The organism is Haemophilus sp. HN_Hi10 (assembly GCF_049821985.1).
In the GTDB taxonomy this organism is placed as follows: domain Bacteria; phylum Pseudomonadota; class Gammaproteobacteria; order Enterobacterales; family Pasteurellaceae; genus Haemophilus; species Haemophilus influenzae_D.
In genome coordinates, this window is the sequence record NZ_CP187495.1 from 869,325 (window position 1) to 890,410 (window position 21,086).

General features: G+C 38.0%; 15 protein-coding genes. 7 read left to right on the forward strand and 8 right to left on the reverse strand.

Features of this window, described 5'->3' with window-relative positions; translation table 11 throughout:
- Positions 1 to 39 precede the first annotated feature (39 nt).
- Positions 40 to 1,716, forward strand: coding sequence for a DNA repair protein RecN (gene recN / locus ACPT8Q_RS04350; protein WP_061671328.1), 1,677 nt, complete (start codon positions 40 to 42; stop codon positions 1,714 to 1,716).
- A gap of 20 nt (positions 1,717 to 1,736) precedes the next feature.
- On the opposite strand, the gene glnE is transcribed toward recN, so the two are convergent.
- From glnE to dksA, 8 genes are all read right to left on the reverse strand, one after another.
- Entirely contained in the window at positions 1,737 to 4,682 is a 2,946-nt protein-coding gene (glnE, locus tag ACPT8Q_RS04355) for a bifunctional [glutamate--ammonia ligase]-adenylyl-L-tyrosine phosphorylase/[glutamate--ammonia-ligase] adenylyltransferase (protein ID WP_050949295.1), read from the reverse strand.
- 4 nt (positions 4,683 to 4,686) lie between these two features.
- The gene (gene miaA / locus ACPT8Q_RS04360) at positions 4,687 to 5,622 is read right to left on the reverse strand and encodes a tRNA (adenosine(37)-N6)-dimethylallyltransferase MiaA (protein ID WP_050949296.1); all 936 of its coding nucleotides are present in this window, start codon (positions 5,620 to 5,622) and stop codon (positions 4,687 to 4,689) included.
- 7 nt (positions 5,623 to 5,629) lie between these two features.
- A complete protein-coding gene (mutL, locus tag ACPT8Q_RS04365) occupies positions 5,630 to 7,531 on the reverse strand; it encodes a DNA mismatch repair endonuclease MutL (RefSeq protein ID WP_061671329.1) in 1,902 nt (633 codons plus the stop codon).
- Positions 7,532 to 8,830, reverse strand: coding sequence for a LysM peptidoglycan-binding domain-containing protein (locus ACPT8Q_RS04370; RefSeq protein WP_050949298.1), 1,299 nt, complete (start codon positions 8,828 to 8,830; stop codon positions 7,532 to 7,534). It lies immediately after the preceding gene.
- A gap of 7 nt (positions 8,831 to 8,837) precedes the next feature.
- Complete coding sequence (gene tsaE, locus ACPT8Q_RS04375) at positions 8,838 to 9,314, reverse strand: tRNA (adenosine(37)-N6)-threonylcarbamoyltransferase complex ATPase subunit type 1 TsaE (protein WP_050949299.1); 477 nt, start codon at positions 9,312 to 9,314, stop codon at positions 8,838 to 8,840.
- Positions 9,315 to 9,389: 75 nt separating this feature from the next.
- Positions 9,390 to 9,872 (reverse strand): 2-amino-4-hydroxy-6-hydroxymethyldihydropteridine diphosphokinase, encoded by a 483-nt coding sequence (gene folK / locus ACPT8Q_RS04380; protein ID WP_050949300.1) that lies wholly within the window; start codon positions 9,870 to 9,872, stop codon positions 9,390 to 9,392.
- Positions 9,873 to 9,881: 9 nt separating this feature from the next.
- Positions 9,882 to 11,240 (reverse strand): polynucleotide adenylyltransferase PcnB, encoded by a 1,359-nt coding sequence (gene pcnB / locus ACPT8Q_RS04385; protein WP_050949301.1) that lies wholly within the window; start codon positions 11,238 to 11,240, stop codon positions 9,882 to 9,884.
- Positions 11,241 to 11,488: 248 nt separating this feature from the next.
- Complete coding sequence (gene dksA / locus ACPT8Q_RS04390) at positions 11,489 to 11,926, reverse strand: RNA polymerase-binding protein DksA (RefSeq protein ID WP_005652560.1); 438 nt, start codon at positions 11,924 to 11,926, stop codon at positions 11,489 to 11,491.
- Between the two features lie 259 nt (positions 11,927 to 12,185).
- On the opposite strand from dksA, the gene ACPT8Q_RS04395 reads away from it, so the two are divergent.
- The 6 genes from ACPT8Q_RS04395 to ACPT8Q_RS04420 all read left to right on the forward strand — a co-directional run bounded on the left by ACPT8Q_RS04395 (position 12,186) and on the right by ACPT8Q_RS04420 (position 21,048).
- Positions 12,186 to 14,552: a DNA internalization-related competence protein ComEC/Rec2 gene (locus ACPT8Q_RS04395; protein ID WP_050949302.1), complete on the forward strand. Its 2,367-nt coding sequence runs from the start codon at positions 12,186 to 12,188 to the stop codon at positions 14,550 to 14,552.
- A gap of 40 nt (positions 14,553 to 14,592) precedes the next feature.
- Positions 14,593 to 16,356 carry a lipid A ABC transporter ATP-binding protein/permease MsbA gene (gene msbA / locus ACPT8Q_RS04400; protein WP_050949303.1) on the forward strand — a complete coding sequence of 588 codons (1,764 nt, stop codon included), beginning with the start codon at positions 14,593 to 14,595 and terminating at the stop codon, positions 16,354 to 16,356.
- Positions 16,357 to 16,428: 72 nt separating this feature from the next.
- Complete coding sequence (gene lpxK, locus ACPT8Q_RS04405) at positions 16,429 to 17,427, forward strand: tetraacyldisaccharide 4'-kinase (RefSeq protein ID WP_048949883.1); 999 nt, start codon at positions 16,429 to 16,431, stop codon at positions 17,425 to 17,427.
- Positions 17,428 to 17,497: 70 nt separating this feature from the next.
- The gene (gene kdsB / locus ACPT8Q_RS04410; protein WP_048949884.1) at positions 17,498 to 18,262 is read left to right on the forward strand and encodes a 3-deoxy-manno-octulosonate cytidylyltransferase; all 765 of its coding nucleotides are present in this window, start codon (positions 17,498 to 17,500) and stop codon (positions 18,260 to 18,262) included.
- Positions 18,263 to 18,407: 145 nt separating this feature from the next.
- Entirely contained in the window at positions 18,408 to 20,237 is a 1,830-nt protein-coding gene (uvrC, locus tag ACPT8Q_RS04415) for an excinuclease ABC subunit UvrC (protein ID WP_021035538.1), read from the forward strand.
- Between the two features lie 97 nt (positions 20,238 to 20,334).
- Entirely contained in the window at positions 20,335 to 21,048 is a 714-nt protein-coding gene (locus tag ACPT8Q_RS04420) for a TerC family protein (protein WP_050949304.1), read from the forward strand.
- Positions 21,049 to 21,086: the final 38 nt, after the last annotated feature.

The window sequence follows — 21,086 nt, forward strand, 5'->3', positions numbered from 1 at the left end:
AGTTATATCATATTAAATATACAGTTAAAGGGTTTTATTATGCTTACTCAACTTACTATCAATAATTTTGCGATTGTTCGCCAGCTTGATATCGAATTGGCGAAAGGAATGTCTGTTATTACTGGGGAAACTGGGGCTGGTAAATCTATCGCCATTGATGCTTTAGGTTTATGTTTCGGACAAAGAGTAGAAACCTCAATGGTACGCGAAGGACAAGAACGTGCAGAAATTTGTGCAACTTTCCAACTAGAATCGAAAAATCCTGCTTATCACTGGCTGAGTGAGCAAGAATTACAAGATACAGATAATCCAACAGAATGTATTTTACGTCGTGTGATTAATGCCGACGGACGTTCTAAAGCTTTTATTAATAGTACACCAGTATCCGCTTCCCAATTAAAAGAAATTGCTCAATATCTTGTTCATATTAATGGGCAGCACGCTTCTCAATTATTGCTAAAAAATGACTACCAGCTTCAGTTAGTTGATAATTTTGCCGCGCATTCAGAACTGCTTACAAAAATGTGTGCAGATTATCATTTGTGGAAAAATCTGCAAAATCAAGTAAAAACCTTTCAACAGAAAGTGGCAGAAAATGAAGCTCGTAGACAACTTTTACAGTATCAAGTGGATGAACTGGATGAATTTAATCTTCGACCAAATGAATATTTGGAATTAGAAGATGAACAACGTCGTTTATCTAGCAGTGAACAGCTAACTCAACTTTCCCAATCGGTGCTGCAAATTTTAAGTGAAAATGACACGGTAAATATCGATAACTTGCTTTATCGTGCGACACAATATATTGATGAATTAGCTGAACTTGATCCGCAATATGCTGAAGTGCAAAATATGTTGAATGATGCGTTGATTCAAGTGCAAGAAGCAACCAGTGAAGTGCGAAATTTATCGAGTAATATCGAGCAAGATCCTCAACTTTTACAGGAAATCGAACAGAGAATTAGTCAGGCTTTACAACTTGCTCGTAAACATCAAGTTAAACCTGAAGATCTTGTGGAACATCATAAAAAATTGAAAGCGGAATTAACCGCACTTTTAGATTTTTCTGAAAGTGAAGAAATGCTGATTGAGCAAGAAAAACTGGCATTTGAACAAATGAAATCAACGGTTACAGCATTAACAGCAAGTCGTCAGAAATCAGCAAATCGCTTAGCGCAAAATGTCACGCAGTCGATAAAACAACTTACAATGGAAAACGCTGAATTTTATGTAGAGTTGAATACGGATTTAGATAAAGTGAGTGCAAATGGTGCGGATAATGTGATTTTCACTTTGCGTAGTAATTTAGGACAACAACCGCAGCCATTAGCTAAAATTGCTTCTGGTGGAGAACTTTCTCGTATTTCTTTAGCGATTCAAGTTTTAACTTCTGATCAATCGGCTATTCCAACCTTAATTTTCGATGAAGTGGACGTGGGTATTAGTGGAAAAACAGCAAGTGTTGTCGGAAAACTTTTACGTCAATTAAGTGAACGCTGCCAAGTATTATGCGTAACGCACTTGCCACAGGTTGCTTGTCATGGCCATCATCAGTTCAATGTAGAAAAATTTACTGTGGATAATAAAACTGAAACACAAATGACCGCACTTTCACAAGCTGAACGTGTACCAGCCTTGGCAAGACTCTTGGGCGGAAGTGAAATTACAGAATTAGCCTTAGCCAATGCACAGGAAATGCTAGATTTAGTTCATTAAAATGGGATTTAATTGCTATTTTATGAACTAAATAGCTTATCCCAAAATGCTTGAATAAATGACCGTTCTTTGACAAATTCAGTTTCATCTACGACAGGGGATTTACCTATCAAATTCAAATGATGAATGGTATTGCGTAAATCGACATAACATTGTTTTAGCATGTTGCATTCTGCGTAGCTAATAATTTGAGCCTCAGCCATATCATCAAAAATGCGAACATTGTCTGACCATTTTGTCAGTTGTGGGTTTTGTGGGGTATTGGCAAGCATTAAATATTGAGCGATAAATTCAATATCAGTGATACCACCGCGATCTGTTTTAAGGTTAAATTCCCCATTTTTTGAATGAGACAAATGGGCAAACATTTTTTCCCGCATCTCCACAACATCTCGCTTTAATTGCTCAATGTCTCGTAATGTAGAAAGTACTTGTTGGCGGATATGTTCAAATTTCGTTTTAAGAGATGATTCGCCAAATACTGGACGAGCACGCACAAGAGCTTGTTTTTCCCATGTCCAAGCTTCATTTAATTGATAATGGGTAAATGCAGAAAGAGAGCATCCAATTAAGCCAGCATCGCCAGAAGGGCGTAGGCGCATATCTGCCTCATAAAGTACGCCAGCGGAAGTATTTATGCTGAAAATACTTACAATCTTTTGTGCCAAACGCAGGTAAAATTGATTGCTATCAATCACTTTTTTTCTACCTGTTGTTTGGCTTTCTACAGCATCGTACAAAAATACGAGGTCTAAATCGGATTTATAACCGAGTTCAATACCACCCAGTTTTCCATAACCAATAACTAAAAATCCTTTTTCATCATTTTGTAAATGTTCAGGCACGCCAAATCTAGAAGACACTTGTTTCCAAGCTAGATTCACAACCACTTCAATAATGGCTTCAGCAAGATAGGTTAAATGATCGCTTACTTTCATTACTGGCAATGCACCTAAAATATCTGCCGCTGCTACTTTTAATACGGTTGCTTGTTTAAATTGACGTAAAGCATCAATAATCTGTTCTTCATCATCAGGTGGTAAACGAAGCAAATATTGGTGTAACTCTGCAGGATATTGGGTAAATGGCAACGGATGGCGTAGTGCTTCTGTATTAAGCAATTCATCTAATAAGATAGGATGATGGGCCAGCTGCTCTGAAATAAGTTGAGACTGCGCACAAAGTTCAATAACTTGCTGAAGTGCGTGAGGATTTTCCAACAATAATTCTAAATAAGTCGTTCTGCTCGAAATTTTCTCAATAATATTTAGAATGCGGGGAAGCAAAGTGCGGTAATTTTCTTGAGCAAAAATAAGAGTAAATACCGTTGGCATTAAATGACTTAATACATCACGCCCACGTGTACCTATAATTCTGTGATTTAGGTTATTTTTGAATTGAACAAGTTGTTCTAAAATTTCATCAATATTATTTTTTGATACACCACTCTCTAATAATGTTTGTTCAATATCCTCAAAATCAGTCTCTAAAAAATCTTGCCATTGGCTATCCGTTGGCGACGGTTCATCTTGTTCATTACCAATTAATTGATTAAATACCGCGCGCACTTTTTCTTGTTTTTGTTGCAGAGTGCGGTAAAAATTGTCCCAATTTTTTATTGGATAATATTTTTCAATGGTTTGATTATTTTCATTTAAACAAGTAAATTTTTTACAGGCTTCTACTAAACGAATTTGATCTATTTCATCGGCTGGTAGTGTTTGAGTTTGTTGATCGTTAATAGCTTGTAGAATGTTTTCTACGCGACGTAAAAAAATATAACTTTCACGTAAATCGTAGAATTGTTGTTCGGTAATTAATCCTAGTTTGGTAATTTCAGGCAATATCTTTAATAGTGAATGTTGTTGCAAATTGATTTCTCGCCCGCCTCGAATGAGTTGAAAAACTTGCACGATAAATTCGACTTCGCGAATACCACCTGCACCTAGTTTAATATTGTCTTTTAAACCACGACGGCGTATTTCTCGCTCAATTTTGCCTTTCATTTCACGTAAAGATTGAATCACACTAAAGTCAATATAGCGACGATACACAAAGGGGCGTAACATTTTTTTCAATTTTGAAACCTTGGGATCCTTTGTTTGTGCGCCCAATACTCGCCCTTTAATCATCGCATAGCGTTCCCAATCTCGACCTTGATCTTGATAATATTGTTCCATTGCCGCAAAGCTGAGAACAAGCACACCGCTGTCACCAAATGGGCGTAAGCGCATATCGGTTCGATACACAAAACCATCAGAGGTAAATTCATCTAAGGCAGAAATAAGACGCTGTCCTAAACGCGTAAAAAATTTTCCATTATCCACAGAACGTCGAGCATTGGTATTCTCAATGGACGTTTCCCCTTGTGATGGATAAGTGAAAATTAAATCAATATCCGAGGAAAAATTTAGTTCAAAGCCACCTAGTTTCCCCATTCCTAGAATATAAAGTTGTTGCGGATTGCCTTGTTCATCCATTGGCGTACCCATCTCCGCACAGGCTTGATGATAAAGCCAATCGTGGGCAGCGATAATTAAACTCTCTGCAAGTTGTGAAAGCTGAACAAAAATTTCTTCTACAGTGGCAAGATTCAAACTTTGACAAAAACTTAATTTTGCCATTTCAATATTACGGAATTGGCGTAATGTTTGATAGAGTGCGGTTTCGTCATGTACATTGGCTAACTCTCTATTCAAACGTTCAGTATAGGAAGAGCAATCTGCAAAACAGGGAGATTTTTCCCACCATTGTTTCACTAAGTGCGGGTATTTTTGCAAGACTTTTTCCACAAAGTCAGACATTGCCATAGCATAGCTTAATTGGTAAATAGGCAGTTCAGGGTGGTTTGAATTTTGTTGAATGGCGTCGTGAATTTTTTCTGGGGAAAGTTCTGGAAAAGATTGGTACAGAATTGTGCCAAGAGATTGTAATTTTTGTTCAACGAGGGCAGAAAGTGCGGTCATTTTTCTAACCTTTTTGATAAGAATCTAAGTGACGTAATACGGTTTCTTTCGCTTGTTGAGGTTGCAAACTATCCAGCCATTGTATTGGTGTTTTCCAACCGCGCAGCCAAGTGAGCTGGCGTTTAGCTAGCTGGCGAGTTGCACAAATACCACGGAAAATCATTTCTTCGTGATCGTAATCGCCTTGCAAATATTCCCACATTTGACGATAGCCTACGCAGCGAATCGACGGTAGATTAATATTTAAATCGCCACGCGCATAAAGTTTCTCCACTTCTGCTTGAAAGCCCAGTTCAATCATTTTATGAAAGCGTTGTTCGATGCGTTCGTGCAAAATATGACGATCTTGCGGCGCAATTGCAAATTGCACAAAATCATAAGGCAAGGCTTCGCCTTTTTCTTCTGTAAGCTCTGTGAGTGATTTTCCTGTGATGTAAAAAACTTCTAAAGCACGATTGATTCGTTGAGAATCACTTGGATTAATTCGGGCGGCAGAAATGGGATCGATTTTGGCGAGTTCTGTATGCAATGCTGCCCAACCTTGTTGAGCTGCTTTTTGTTCAAGCTCGGCGCGAATATTTTCATCAGCAGATGGCAAGGGAGAAAGCCCTTCGATTAAGGCTTTGTAATACAACATCGTACCGCCCACCAGTAACGGAATTTTGCCTTGCGTGGTAATTTCTGCCATTTCGCGTAGTGCATCATCACGGAAATTCATTGCGGAATAGCTTTCTGAGGGATCTAAAATATCGATTAATCGATGAGGTGCAAGGTCAAGTTCTTCTTTTGATGGTTTCGCTGTGCCTATATCCATTCCTTTATAAATGAGTGCTGAATCCACACTAATCACTTCGACTGGAAGTGAGTTTCGTAATTGAATGGCTAAATCTGTTTTACCTGAGGCAGTTGGCCCCATTAAAAAAATTGCAGTTGGTTTCATAAAAAATTTAAATTTCGTCTAATAAAGGCTGCCAATTAACAGGTTTGAGTAATTGGGTGAATGCCGTGCGATTTACTTGGGTTAGTAAACGTTCTGTCTCGCTTAATAAATTGAGTGCATCCGCTAAAGCGTTAAAGGTTTTGCATTCTAACTGTGCGCAAAGAGAGGTTAAAAATGGGGATGAATTTTCATTTTTTGTTAGCATTGTCATCACGCATTTTTGTAGATTTTGCGTGCGTAATATACTTGGTACGCGATTTAAGGTTAAGCGTAATTGGGCTTGATTTTCGATAAATTCAAAGCCAATTTTTTTGAAGTCATCTGAATATTGTTGCCATTTTTGGAAGTGTGATTCGGTTAAGCGAAACACGATTGGAATCAATAAAGGCTGTTGTTCGATGTGTATTTGTTGTAAAGCCAATTGCCATTGTAAGCGTTGTAATTTTTCCAATGAAAGCAAAAAGAAATCTTGATTTTGTTGTAATAACAGCACGCGATTTTCAATAAGTGAAAGGGCGCGTAGATGTGATGAGTATTCAATTATTTCAGTTGAGATGATTTTAGCTGTATCTGAAATATTTTGTTGTGCTGTATTCGATATATCCTTTTGTTCTGTAGGCGGTAATGTGCGTAACAATTCCCCATACAACTGCTGTTCTGTTTTACTTGGCGTTTCTTTTTTATAATTTTCGCGATAATCACGATAATCTGCTGTGACATGGCTTGATAAGCCGCGACCATAAAAAAAGTGCGGTGGATTTTGTTGGGGGTTTTCATAATATTGTGGCGCAAAGCTATTTTGCCCCGCAGCTGCACGATTAGGACGAATACTGTAATTTGGTTGTGGTTCACGCACTGTATTTTCTTCGTGATTTTCTACCGCACTTTGGTCTGTATGCCAATTAAGTTGTTCTTGATTGTTTAGTGCATTGCTGATGCCTTCGTAAATGAAATCGTGAATAAGGCGTTGTTGATGAAAGCGTACTTCATGTTTGGTTGGATGAACATTGACATCTACATCGTGTGGGTTTAAATCAATAAACAATACAAAAGCAGGATAAGCATCGCTTGGCAAATATTGAGCGTAGGCTTGTCTAATAGCGTGGTTGATCACTTTATCACGCACCATTCGCCCATTGATATAGCAATAACTTAAATCATTTTGAGTTCGGCTAAAATTTGGTGTGGCTACCCAGCCCGATAAATGTAAATCATCGTGTTTCCAATCAATTCGTAAGGCATTTTTGACAAAATCATCCCCACAAATAGCAGCGACACGTTTAAGTTGCTGATTGAGATCGGAGGCGGGGCGGTATTGGCGGATAATTTTCCCATTATGCGTTAATGTAAATGCCGTGTTGAATTTTGTTAAGGCAATACGGCGAATGACTTCATCAATATGAGCAAATTCTGTTTTATCCGTGCGCAAAAATTTTCGGCGGGCTGGTGTGTTGAAAAAAAGATTGGCGACTTCAACTGTTGTGCCAACAGGATGTGATGTGGGTTTGATTGTTGTTTCCATATCACGACCTTGTGCATAAACTTGCCAAGCTTCAGTTTGCGCTTCGGTGCGAGAAGTTAGGGTTAGGCGTGATACAGAGCTGATACTTGCTAAGGCCTCGCCACGAAAACCTAAACTTAAAATGGCTTCCAGATCGTCAAGATCGGTAATTTTACTCGTGGCATGTCGTGCCAAAGCAAGACTTAATTCTTCTTTTGGAATGCCACAGCCATTGTCACGAATACGGATTAAATTTGCCCCGCCATTTTCGATGTCGATTTGAATTTTATTTGCGCCTGCATCAAGGCTATTTTCCACTAATTCTTTTACCACAGATGCAGGGCGTTCTACCACTTCTCCAGCAGCAATTTGGTTAGCAAGTTGTGGGGAAAGAATTTTAATTGGCATTTACTTTTCTCTTAATTTAATTTTTTGTCCTGTAATAACTTTGCCATTTTTTAAATGTGGATTTAGGCTCAATAGTATATTTACTGGAATGTTATATTCCCTCGAAATAGCATAGAGTGTTTGGTTTTTTGTTACTTTATGATAGAGCGGAATTATATTTTTTTGATTGTTGTTTTGTGTATTCTTCTCTTTTTTTAAATCTTTATTGGTATTATTTACTGATCTATTTTGTTTTTTGTGAGAACTATTTTCATTAATTATTAATGGTTTATTTTTTATATCGCCATTATCAGGAATTTTAATACTTTCATTTAGCCAAAGTGTTTTTCTTTTTAATTGATTTAATTTAATAATATCAGAGACTTTTACGTGATATTTATTTGATAAGCTACCTAAACTTTCTCCTTTTTTTACAATATGGCGAATGCCACTGTCTTTAATATTATCTTCATTTATATTTTGTTCTGAAGTGCGGTTATTTTTCCCTGATTTTTTTATATCGTTTTGTTTGATGTTTTGAACTAAATTGTCTTTCACTAAGGCATTGGTTTTACCGCTACGGAATGCAACTAAGCCTTCATAAATCATATAAGCAATGCGGCGGCGATAGGCTTGAGAGTTAAGTTTTTTTTCTTCTTCTGAATTGGAAAGAAATCCCGTTTCTACCAACACAGAAGGAATATCTGGCGAACGTAGAACACCTAGACTTGCATGTTGTGGCGTACTGCGACTTAATATTGTTACTTTAGCAAAATGGCGCAAAATATGTTCGCCTAACGCATAGCCAGTACGTTGGCTATGTCCAAATTGCAGATCAAGTACAGTCTGATCAAGATATTTGTCATTATTGTGTGAAAGTACTTTTCCTGCACCACCAAGTAATTCTGAGCGTTTTTCATCGTCTTCTAGCCATTGACCCATTTCATCATTGGCTCGACGGTTTGACAATACCCAAACAGAAGCCCCACGACGATCAGACGATTCAGATGAATCAGCATGGATAGAAATAAGATAATTCGCTTTAAATTTACGTGCGATTTCTGAACGTTCAGGCACGGAAATATAATAATCACTTTTACGCGTTAATACTCCACGAAAATGTGGATCTTTATCCAATAAGGCTTTTAATTCTTTTGCAATTGAAAGGGTAACATTTTTTTCATAAATACCTAAATTTCGGCTGATTGCACCAGGATCTTTTCCTCCGTGACCTGGGTCAATCGCAATCGTAATAGGTGCTGCCAAAATAGAGAAGCTAAATGTGGAGAAAAAAAGAAAAAATAAGATTTTAGTTTTCATAAATAAGTTAATTAGAAAATGCGCTTATAATATTTTTACCCAAATTTGTTTGTGCGATTAATTCAATATTTCGTGCATCATCGTAATAATCAATATTCACTAAAATATCAGCTTCTGGCAATATGCCTTGACCTTTTTCAGACCATTCAATTAAGCAAATGCTATTAGTATTAAAATAATCTCTAATACCCATAAATTCGAGTTCTTCAGGATCTGCTAACCGATACAAATCAAAATGATAAATCATTTTTCCTGAAATATTGTATTCTTCAACCAGCGTATAAGTTGGGCTTTTTACATTACCTTGATGACCGATACCTTGTAGCATTCCGCGTGTCAGCGTTGTTTTTCCTGCGCCAAGATCACCGTTAAGATAAACCATAATTGCTTTTTCTGTATGCAATTTTAAAAGAATTTCGGCGAATTTTTTGCCGAAGCGAAGCATAGAAAATTCATCAGGGATATATTGAGTTAAGCTTTCCATAACGGGTCATTAATGAAGAAAAATGTGGGCAGATTCTACCGCACTTTTGAGGTTCATAAAAGTGCGGTGAAATTTCTAGGGATTTAATTTTATCATTTTGTGGTCAGCAAATTGCTTGACCAGCTCTGTTATGATTTGACTATTTGGTAAAACTAAATCCGATGCGATTTCAAACAACGGCACAATGACAAACTCACGGTTATGCATATCATAATGGGGAATCGTTAAGCGTTCGTTTTGAATAATTTCATTGCCGTAAAGCAAAATATCTAAATCTAATGTGCGTTCGCCCCAGCGACGTAAACGCACTCGACCTTGCTCATTTTCAATGCGTTGCAATTCATCTAATAGTGCAAGTGGGCTAAGCTCGGTTTTAATTTTTGCAACAGCATTCATATAATCGGGTTGATCTTGTGGGCCGAGCGGTTTGCTTTTATAAAAAGAGCTAGTTGTTACTAAATCTGTTTTTGGTAACTGACTTATCGCTTTAAGCGCAGAATGTAATTGTTCTACTGGCGTATTTAAATTGCTGCCTAACGCAATATATACAGTAATCATATATCCCCCTTACTCTGCTGAACGCGTTGTTTTACGACGGCGTGGACGGTAGTATTTTTTCTTTGGTTTGGGATGTAAGCGTTGTTGCTCCTGTATCAACTGTTCACGCTGTTCGCCATTACTAAATTGATATTCGTGCCACCATTTGGCTAATTCAATCGTTTCGCCACCTTCAATTTCTGCTCGCATAGCCAGTAAATCAAAGCCAGCACGGAATTTTGGATGTTCCATGGTACGCATTGGTGCTGAGCCAGTACGTTTTAATAATTGCAGTTGTAAGAACCAAATATCACGAATGACCGCAGTATGACGACGTGGTGCAGCCAAAGTACGGCAGAATAAATCTAAAACTTCATTGCCCGCCAACGCATAAGCATCATGATTATTTAAACCGCCTTCATTTTTCAAGATTTCCACTTTTTCGCGTAATGGATACCAGAAAAATGCCGCAAATAAGAATGCAGGATTAATACGAAGTTTATCCGCAACACGTTCATCTGTCGAAGTAAGGGCGGTAACGATCATACGTTCTGCAAAACTATCTTCTTTCTCTGTAAAATATGGACTTAATGCAGGGAAAAGTTGTTCAAATAAACCATATTGACGTAATAAACGATAGGTTTTTACCCCTTGTCCTGCTTGTAATAATTTTAAGCTCTCATCAAATAAGCGAGCAGTCGGAATATTTTTTAATAAAGGCGCAAGTTCACGAATTGGTTGTTCGCTTGGTTTTTCAAGGAACATATCAAGTTTTGCCATAAAGCGAATAGAGCGCAACATCCGCACAGGATCTTCTTGATAACGTGTAACAGGATCGCCAATTAAGCGTAGCTTGCCCGCTTTGAGATCCTTAATGCCCTCGAAATAATCTCGTAACGTATTATCTTGTGGATTGTAATACAGTGCATTGACCGTAAAATCACGGCGTGCTGCATCTTGTTCGATCGTACCGTAAACATTATCGCGTAGTAACATTCCTTCATTACTTTGCTTTGCTTGATTTTCATTGCGAGCATCGCTGTGATTGGCTCGGAAAGTGGCAACTTCAATAATATCTCGACCAAACATAATATGTGCTAAGCGGAAACGGCGACCCACTAAACGGCATTGACGTTGAAAAATATTTTGGATTTGTTCAGGACGTGCGTTTGTTGCAACATCAAAATCTTTTGGTTTTTTACCAAGTAATAAATCGCGGATACATCCACCGACGATATAAGCCTCGAAATCTTGACGTTGCAGTTTTTCCACAACAGTGAGTGCATTACGGCTAAAATCTCGCGGGGAAATATCAAATTGAGCCGCTTTAATCACATTTTTATCGTAGCGGCACGTTTGTTCTGATTTTTTTGTCTGCGCTTTTGGCATTGGGCTATTGGGACGCCCAACTCGTTTAGAATAAGCACTTGTTTTGGCAACCTCTTTTGATTTTTTTGTCTTCTTGCCAAACAAATTTTTGATATAAGTAAGAATAATTTACTCCGTTTTTTTAGTTGGAAATAAATGGCTTAGCTCTTTTTCTGTAAAGAAAAAGGCAAGGGGATTTTTCCGCATTTTTAAATGCAAAAAAGTGCGGCTAATTTTAACCGCACTTTGGTATTTTTCAATAGAACGAATTAACCAGCGACTTGTTTTTCGCGGATTTCAGCTAACGTTTTGCAATCAATGCAAAGATCTGCTGTTGGGCGCGCTTCTAAACGGCGGATACCGATTTCCTCGCCGCAACAATCGCAGTAACCGAAATCATCGGTATCAAGTTTTTTCAAGGTTGCTTCGATTTTTTTCATTAGTTTGCGTTCGCGATCACGATTACGCAATTCTAGACTAAATTCCTCTTCCTGAGTTGCTCGGTCTGCGGGATCGGGGAAATTGGTTACTTCATCCTGCATATGTGCAACGGTGCGAGAAGCTTCTTCCACGATTTGCTCGTGCCAAGCATTAAGAATTTTTCTGAAATGAAGAATTTGCTCTTCATTCATATATTCTTCATCTTTTTTCATTTGATAAGGCTTAACGCCTGCTAAATCTAGCAAGTTCAATGATGCTCTTGACATCTCTCACTCCTAATACATACAGAATTTAAGCGTGGATTTCACGACTTCCTGTCTTGTTATTTTAGTTTGTTCCTGACTGCTATTTTAGGAACCCAATTTTTGCGGGCGGTATAAATATCAGAAGTTGTTTGTTTTAGCAAGTAAATTTTCCTGAAAAATTTATTTTTACAATATGGATCGTAAAATTTGAAGCAACCGTTTGCATATTTAAATAAAACTAGCCTAGTCTTAGAGAGATTGGAATTAATCTTTTACAAAAATGAAATTAAACTTAATAACTTTAGCTGTCTTGCTAATTGTTGCGGATTTAACGTTGTTATTTCTACCGCAGTCATTGCTATTGCCTTGGCAAGTTGCTCTCGTTATTGCGCTTGTTTTGATTTTTCTTTTTATTTTTTGGCGTAAAAATTTCTTAGTTAGCCTTGCTTTTTTTGTTGCTTCTCTTGGCTATTTTCATCATTCGGCTTTGAGTTTATTACAACAAGCTCAACGTATTACCGCTCAAAAGCAAATGGTGGCTTTTGAGATTCAAGAAATTTTGCATCAACAGGATTATCAAACACTTATCGCCACAGCAACATTGACGGATAACTTACAAGAGCAACGAATTTTTTTAAATTGGAAAGCAAAAGAGGTGCCTCAACTATCGGAAATTTGGCAAGCTGAAATTTCTTTACGTCCCCTTTCTGCGCGATTAAATTTTGGTGGGTTTGATCGGCAACAATGGTATCTTTCAAAAGGAATTACGGCTGTTGGAACCGTAAAAAGTGCGGCGAAAATTGCTGATGTTTCATCATTGCGTGCAGAAAAATTGCAACAAGTGAGAAAGCAAACGGAAGGATTATCTCTACAAGGTTTATTGATCGCGTTAGCTTTTGGCGAACGGGCTTGGTTAGATAAAAACACTTGGTCAATTTACCAACAAACGAATACCGCGCATCTTATTGCTATTTCTGGCTTACATATTGGGTTGGCTATGGGAATTGGATTTTACTTGGCTCGTGTTGTGCAAGTATTTTTCCCAACCCGTTTTATGCATCCTTATTTTCCTTTAGTTTTTGGTGTTTTATTTGCTTTAATTTATGCCTATTTGGCTGGTTTTAGCGTGCCAACTTTTCGTGCCATTTCAGCACTTGTTTTCGTTTTCTTCGTTCAAATAATGAGGAGATATTATTCGCCTTTTCAGCTTTTTACGTTGGTTGTCGGATTCTTGCTTTTCTGCGATCCATTAATGCCACTTTCGGTCAGTTTTTGGCTTTCTTGTGGTGCAGTTGGTTGTTTGATCCTCTGGTATCGTTATGTGCCTTTTTCACTTTTTCAATGGAAAAATCGTCCCTTTTCCCCAAAAGTGCGGTGGATTTTGAATTTATTTCATTTGCAATTTGGGTTATTGCTTTTTTTTACGCCTTTGCAACTTTTTCTATTTAATGGCTTATCGCTAAGTGGATTTTTAGCCAATCTTATGGCTGTTCCAATTTATAGTTTTTTCCTTGTGCCATTAATTTTATTTGCTGTTTTTACCAACGGCGCGGTTTTTTCTTGGCAACTAGCAAATAAGCTAGCCGAAGGAATTACTGGGTTAATTTCTGTTTTTCAAGGAAATTGGCTCACGGTTTCATTTAATTTAGCATTATTTTTAACCGCACTTTGTGCAGGAATTTTTATGTTAATTATTTGGTGTATTTATCGAAAACAAGAGGCTTCACCATCAACTTGGAAAATTAAACGACCAAGATTTTTTACATTAAATCTCAGTAAACCTTTGCTAAAAAATGAACGAATCAACGTTTTGCTATGTTCTTTCGGCATTATTCTTATGTGTTTTATGATTTTGTTGTTTAAACAATTGAACAAACCAACTTGGCAGGTAGATACTTTAGATGTGGGGCAGGGCTTGGCAACGCTGATTGTGAAAAATGGCAAAGGGATTCTTTATGATACGGGTTCTTCTTGGCGAGGTGGAAGTATGGCTGAGTTGGAAATTTTGCCTTATTTGCAAAGAGAAGGGATTGTTTTGGAAAAATTGATTTTAAGCCACGACGATAACGATCATGCAGGTGGTGCTTCGACAATTTTAAAGGCGTATCCCAATGTGGAATTGATTACCCCTTCACGAAAAAACTATGGGGAAAATTACCGCACTTTTTGTACAGCTGGACGTGATTGGCATTGGCAAGGGCTACATTTTCAAATACTTTCTCCTCACAACGTTGTGACACGAGCTGATAATCCCCATTCTTGTGTGATTTTAGTCGATGATGGAAAGCATAGCGTTTTACTGACTGGCGATGCTGAAGCAAAAAATGAACAAATTTTTGCCCGCACTTTAGGAAAAATTGATGTGTTACAAGTGGGGCATCACGGGAGTAAAACATCGACAAGTGAATACTTGCTTTCTCAGGTTCGACCAGATGTGGCGATTATTTCTAGTGGACGTTGGAATCCGTGGAAATTCCCCCATTATTCGGTTACGGAAAGGCTTCAACGCTATAAAAGTGCGGTAGAAAATACCGCTATTTCGGGGCAAGTGCGGGTAAATTTTTTTCAAGACCGATTAGAAATCCAGCAAGCTCGCACAGAATTTTCCCCTTGGTATGTGCGTGTAATTGGATTATCAAAGGAATAAAAGGTACAATGCGTGCAATTTTTACTATTAGATAGCGATTATGCAAGAGCAAAAATTACAAGAAAATGATTTTTCAACCTTACAAACGTTTAAGCGTTTGTGGCCAATGATTAAACCTTTTAAAGCGGGGCTTATTGTTTCTGGCGTCGCGTTAGTTTTTAATGCATTAGCTGACTCAGGCTTGATTTATTTGTTAAAACCGTTGTTGGACGATGGTTTTGGTAAGGCAAACCATTCATTTTTGAAAATGATGGCTTTTGTCGTCGTTGGGATGATTATTTTACGCGGCATTACCAACTTTATTTCTAATTATTGCTTGGCGTGGGTATCAGGCAAAGTTGTCATGACAATGCGTCGCCGCTTGTTTAAACATTTAATGTTTATGCCAGTGAGTTTCTTTGATCAAAATTCAACAGGGCGTTTACTTTCTCGGATTACTTATGATTCCCAAATGATTGCAAGTTCTTCTTCAGGATCTTTGATTACAATTGTGCGAGAAGGAGCATATATTATTTCGCTATTCGCAGTGATGTTTTATACCAGTTGGGAATTAACAATTGTGCTTTTTATTATAGGTCCAATCATTGCTGTTTTAATTCGTTTGGTATCAAAAATTTTTCGTAGATTAAGTAAGAACTTACAAGATTCAATGGGTGAACTTACGTCTGCTACAGAACAGATGTTAAAAGGTCATAAAGTTGTGCTTTCTTTCGGAGGGCAACATGTGGAAGAAGTGCATTTTAATCATGTTAGTAATGATATGCGTCGAAAAAGCATGAAAATGGTGACAGCAAATTCCATTTCTGATCCTGTGGTGCAAGTTATTGCATCTCTCGCATTAGCTACGGTGCTCTATTTAGCTACCACTCCATTGATTGCAGAAGATAATTTGAGTGCAGGCTCATTTACAGTGGTATTTTCTTCAATGTTAGCTATGATGCGTCCGTTAAAATCATTAACTGCGGTGAATGCACAATTTCAAAGTGGAATGGCAGCATGTCAAACGCTATTTGCCATTTTAGATTTAGAGCCAGAAAAAGATAACGGGGCTTATAAAGCAGAACCTGCGAAAGGCGAGTTAGAATTTAAAAATGTGAGTTTTGCATATCAAGGAAAAGATGAACTTGCATTAAATAATATTTCTTTTAGCGTTCCAGCTGGAAAAACCGTTGCTTTGGTTGGGCGTTCTGGATCGGGCAAATCAACCATTGCTAATTTAGTGACACGTTTTTACGATATTGAGCAAGGCGAGATTTTACTTGATGGCGTAAATATCCAAGATTATCGTTTATCTAATTTACGTGAAAACTGCGCTGTGGTTTCTCAACAAGTCCATTTATTTAACGATACTATTGCGAATAATATTGCTTATGCAGCACAAGATAAGTATTCTCGCGAAGAAATTATCGCTGCAGCAAAAGCGGCTTATGCTTTAGAGTTTATCGAAAAATTACCGCAAGGTTTTGATACGGTAATTGGCGAAAATGGCGCTAGCCTATCAGGTGGGCAACGTCAGCGTTTAGCGATTGCTCGTGCTTTATTGCGTAATTCGCCAGTATTAATTTTAGATGAAGCTACATCTGCACTAGATACGGAATCAGAACGAGCAATCCAATCTGCATTAGAGGAATTAAAGAAAGATCGCACGGTTGTTGTGATTGCCCATAGATTATCTACTATTGAAAATGCGGATGAAATTCTTGTGATTGATCATGGAGAAATTCGTGAGCGTGGCAACCATAAAGCATTGCTTGAACAAAATGGTGCCTATAAACAGTTGCATAGTATGCAGTTTACTGGCTAATTTATTGATTATCGAAAACGCGAGTTGAAAAACTCGCGTTATTTTATCCGCACTTATTAGAAAGGATTTTCTATGCCCTTCTGGTATTCCAACTCCAAACTTATTTGGCTCTTATCGCCTTTTTCTTTATTGTTTTGGTTGATTAGCCAACTTCGTCGCGCCTTATTCTCTTTGGGTCTCAAATCCTCTTATCGCGCACCAAAACCAGTGATAATTGTGGGAAATTTGTCTGTGGGTGGAAATGGCAAAACGCCTGTGGTTGTTTGGCTTGTGGAAGAATTAAAAAAACGAGGTTTTCGCGTAGGTGTGATTTCTCGTGGTTACGGCAGTAAATCTAAAACGTATCCGTTATGCGTTACTGAAAATACGCATCCGATTGAAGGTGGTGATGAACCTGTATTGATTGCTAAACGCACCAATGTGCCAGTAGTGATTTCCCCAAATCGCCAGCAAGCGATTGAATTACTCTTAAGCCAAGCAGAGTGCGATATTATTGTTTCTGATGATGGTTTACAACATTATCAATTACAGCGTGATTTGGAAATTGTCGTAATGGACGCTGAGCGCGCGTTGGGAAATGGTTTTGTATTGCCAGCAGGTCCATTGCGAGAATTACCAAGTCGATTAAAATCTGTCGATTTTGTGATCACTAATGGTGGAAAAAATCAGTATTCAGATGCAGTTATGCGTCTTGTGCCTCATTTCGCGATTAATTTAAAAACCAATGAAAAACGCCAATTAAATGAATTTCAATCTGGTGTTGCCATCGCAGGGATTGGCAATCCACAGCGTTTTTTTAGTATGTTAGAAAAGTTAGGGATTCAGTTAAAGCAAACTCAAGCATTTCAAGATCATCAACATTTTGAAGCGTCTCAATTAGAAAAACTTTCTGAAAATCAACCGCTCTTTATGACGGAAAAAGATGCCGTAAAATGCCAATCTTTTGCTAAAGATAATTGGTGGTATGTCCCTGTCGATGCAGAAATTATTGAGGCTGAAAAACAACGTGAAAATTTACCGCACTTTTGGAGCAAAATAGACAAACTTGTGGCGCAATATAGAAATAGCTGAAAGGATTAATCCCCAGTTGTTTTGATTACTTGCCGATAAAGCTGAAATATTAAAGAATAAGGAATAAATTATGTCATTTACCGTGATTATCCCCGCTCGTTTTGCATCAAGTCGTTTACCTGGAAAGCCTCTTGCAGATATTGCGGGTAAGCCAATGATTCAACATGTATTTGAGAAAGCTCTGCAGTCTGGGGCGAGCCGAGTGATTATTGCCACCGATAATGAAAATGTGGCTGATGTTGCCAAAAGTTTTGGTGCTGAAGTCTGTATGACTTCGGCTAATCATAATTCTGGTACAGAGCGTTTAGCGGAAGTTGTAGAAAAATTAGCGGTTCCCGATAATGAAATCATTGTCAATATCCAAGGCGATGAGCCTTTGATTCCTCCCGTTATCGTGCGACAAGTGGCAGATAATTTAGCAAAATTTAATGTCAATATGGCAAGCCTTACGGTAAAAATTCACGATGCTGAGGAATTATTTAATCCAAATGCAGTGAAAGTATTAACAGATAAAGATGGCTATGTGCTGTATTTTTCCCGTTCGGTTATTCCTTACGATCGTGATCAGTTTATGAATTTACAGGATATTCAGAAAGTACAGCTTGCTGATGCGTATTTGCGTCATATTGGCATTTACGCATATCGTGCGGGTTTCATAAAACAATATGTGCAATGGGCACCGACTCAACTTGAAAATCTAGAAAAACTTGAGCAGCTTCGTGTGTTATATAATGGCGAACGAATACACGTAGAACTTGCGAAAGAAGTGCCTGCAGTGGGGGTGGATACCGCCGAAGATTTGGAAAAAGTGCGGTTGATTTTGGCGAAGGATTAAATACTTGGCTCCCCCTGCTTGCGGGGGGAGCTGCCGAAGGCTGAGGGGGGATAAATTTAACATCGCAAGCCCCCTTTTGCTCTTTAGGCTCCTTCCCCCGAAAGCAGGGAAGGCAAGATGTCTTTTGTTATTGGTAAAATATTCTATGTTCAATCCCAAAAAATTCCTCGCTGATGTCTCTCACGAACCTGGTGTTTATCGTATGTATGATGATAAAGATCAGGTTATTTATGTTGGGAAAGCAAAGGATTTAAAAAAACGTCTTTCAAGCTATTTTCGTAAAAATCTGAGCAGTAAAAAAACAGAGGCGTTGGTGGCGTCAATTCATCATATTGACACCACGCTAACTTCATCTGAAACGGAAGCTTTACTGCTAGAGCATAATTTTATCAAGCTTTATCAGCCTCGCTATAACGTATTATTGCGTGATGATAAATCCTATCCATTTATTTTATTAACCAAAGAACGCCACCCAAGAATTACTTCTTATCGTGGTTCTAAAAAATTTGCAGGCGAATATTTCGGGCCTTATCCTCACGCAGGGGCTGTGCGTGAAACTTTATCGCTTTTGCAAAAACTTTTCCCTGTTCGCCAATGTGAAAATTCCGTTTATTCCAACCGTTCTCGTCCTTGTTTGCAGTATCAAATTGGGCGTTGTTCCGCGCCTTGTGTACAGGGATATGTTTCCGATGAAGAATATAATCAGCAAGTTGAATTAGCTCGCTTATTTTTACAAGGCAAAGATCAACAGGTGTTAGATTATTTAATCGGTAAAATGGAGCAGGCAAGCAGAAATTTAGATTTTGAACAGGCTGCTCGTTATCGCGATCAAATTCAGGCGGTGCGTTCGGTTATTGAAAAACAATTTGTATCCAATGAACGTTTAGATGATATGGATATTATGTCTATCGCTTACCAACACGGGTTAGCCTGTGTACAGGTGATGTTTATTCGTCAAGGAAAAGTGCTAGGCAATCGCAGTTATTTCCCAAAAGTCCCCGCCAATACGGATTTATCGGAACTTACCGAAACTTTTGTGGGGCAATTTTATTTACAAGGTCATCAAGGACGAAGTATCCCGAATAGCATTATTGTGGATCGTCAATTAGCTGAAAAATCAGAGCTTGAGCAACTTCTTACGGAGCAAGCTGGCAGAAAAGTGACGATTCAAGAAAGCGTAAAAGGCGATAAAAGTAAATACTTACAGCTCGCACAAGTTAATGCTAAAGCGGCTTTAAATGTACAACTTAAACAATCTTCACGAATGTCAGAGCGTTATCAAGCGTTGTGTGAGCTGTTAAATCTTCCTGAAATTAAGCGTATGGAATGTTTTGATATAAGCCATACAATGGGAAATCAAACAGTCGCATCTTGTGTTGTTTTTAATAAAGAAGGTCCACTGAAATCTGATTATCGCCGTTTTAATATTGAAGGCATTACTGGCGGAGATGATTATGCTGCGATGGAACAAGCGTTGCAGAAACGTTATGAGCGTGATTTAGAAGAAGATAAAATTCCCGATATTATTTTTATTGATGGTGGAAAAGGGCAGTTAAATCGAGCATTGAACGTGTTCCAACATCTTCAAGTAAAATGGGATAAAAATAGACCGCACTTAATTGGCGTGGCAAAAGGTGTGGATCGTCGAGCAGGGCAGGAAGTACTGATTATCAGCAAACAAGACCGCGAAATTCATTTGCCTGATGATAGTTTGGCATTGCATTTGATTCAACATATCCGTGATGAAAGCCATAATCACGCAATAAGCGGACACCGTAAAAAACGTCAAAAAGCCTTTACACAAAGTGGTTTAGAAACCATTGAAGGTGTGGGAGCTAAACGTCGTCAGGCTTTACTGAAATATCTTGGTGGTTTACAAGGTGTGAAAAAGGCGACCTTAGATGAAATAGCCTCTGTACCGGGCATTTCCCCTAAACTTGCTGAAAGGATTTTTGAAACGCTTAAAAACGACTAATCAATCATTTCTCAAATATAAATAACGATTGCTTTTCGTCATAAAGCCATTATGATCTGTATTTTCGGATTTATTTAACTCAATTATAGGAAAAATTATGTTTGAATGGATTGCGGATCCTGAAGCGTGGATATCACTTGCGACACTTGCGGCTTTAGAGATCGTTTTAGGAGTCGACAATATTATTTTTATTAACATCCTAGTTGGACGTTTACCTGAACGCCAACGCCAGTCTGGTCGTATTCTTGGGCTTGCTTTGGCAATGCTAACAAGAATTTTACTTTTAATGTCACTAGCGTGGATAATGAAACTTACTGCACCGTTATTTACTGTGTTTAATCAAGAAATTTCTGGGCGTGATTTGATTTTATTAATCGGTGGTTTATTCCTGATTATAAAAAGTTCTGGCGAAATTAAAGAGGCGATAAATCATCAAGAACACCATGAATCTGAAAGCAAAAACAAAGTGAGTTATCTTGGCGTATTAATTCAAATTGCTGTGCTAGATATTGTATTTTCTTTAGATTCTGTCATTACAGCGGTGGGTATGGCAAGCCACCTTCCTGTGATGATTTTGGCGATTATGATTGCCGTTGGCGTGATGATGTTTTCAGCAAAACCAATCGGCGATTTCGTAGATACGCATCCAACCTTGAAAATTCTAGCTTTAGCCTTCTTGGTTTTAGTGGGAATTAGTTTAATTGCAGAAAGTTTGGATATTCACATCCCGAAAGGTTATATCTATTTTGCAATGGGATTCTCTGTTGTGGTCGAAATGATCAATATTCGAATGAGAAGATTGATGAAATAAATTAGAAGTGCGGTCGATAAAAATAATGTTTTTTATGA

What these genes read in the sequence shown, in the direction of transcription:
- kdsB (WP_048949884.1), top strand. Translation starts at nt 17,498, where the DNA reads ATGTCATTTACCGTGATTATCCCCGCTCGTTTTGCATCAAGTCGTTTA.
- pcnB (WP_050949301.1), bottom strand. Translation starts at nt 11,240, where the DNA reads ATGCCAAAAGCGCAGACAAAAAAATCAGAACAAACGTGCCGCTACGAT.
- mutL (WP_061671329.1), bottom strand. Translation starts at nt 7,531, where the DNA reads ATGCCAATTAAAATTCTTTCCCCACAACTTGCTAACCAAATTGCTGCT.
- glnE (WP_050949295.1), bottom strand. Translation starts at nt 4,682, where the DNA reads ATGACCGCACTTTCTGCCCTCGTTGAACAAAAATTACAATCTCTTGGC.
- dksA (WP_005652560.1), bottom strand. Translation starts at nt 11,926, where the DNA reads ATGTCAAGAGCATCATTGAACTTGCTAGATTTAGCAGGCGTTAAGCCT.
- msbA (WP_050949303.1), top strand. Translation starts at nt 14,593, where the DNA reads ATGCAAGAGCAAAAATTACAAGAAAATGATTTTTCAACCTTACAAACG.
- recN (WP_061671328.1), top strand. Translation starts at nt 40, where the DNA reads ATGCTTACTCAACTTACTATCAATAATTTTGCGATTGTTCGCCAGCTT.
- lpxK (WP_048949883.1), top strand. Translation starts at nt 16,429, where the DNA reads ATGCCCTTCTGGTATTCCAACTCCAAACTTATTTGGCTCTTATCGCCT.
- ACPT8Q_RS04420 (WP_050949304.1), top strand. Translation starts at nt 20,335, where the DNA reads ATGTTTGAATGGATTGCGGATCCTGAAGCGTGGATATCACTTGCGACA.
- tsaE (WP_050949299.1), bottom strand. Translation starts at nt 9,314, where the DNA reads ATGGAAAGCTTAACTCAATATATCCCTGATGAATTTTCTATGCTTCGC.
- uvrC (WP_021035538.1), top strand. Translation starts at nt 18,408, where the DNA reads ATGTTCAATCCCAAAAAATTCCTCGCTGATGTCTCTCACGAACCTGGT.
- folK (WP_050949300.1), bottom strand. Translation starts at nt 9,872, where the DNA reads ATGATTACTGTATATATTGCGTTAGGCAGCAATTTAAATACGCCAGTA.
- ACPT8Q_RS04395 (WP_050949302.1), top strand. Translation starts at nt 12,186, where the DNA reads ATGAAATTAAACTTAATAACTTTAGCTGTCTTGCTAATTGTTGCGGAT.
- ACPT8Q_RS04370 (WP_050949298.1), bottom strand. Translation starts at nt 8,830, where the DNA reads ATGAAAACTAAAATCTTATTTTTTCTTTTTTTCTCCACATTTAGCTTC.
- miaA (WP_050949296.1), bottom strand. Translation starts at nt 5,622, where the DNA reads ATGAAACCAACTGCAATTTTTTTAATGGGGCCAACTGCCTCAGGTAAA.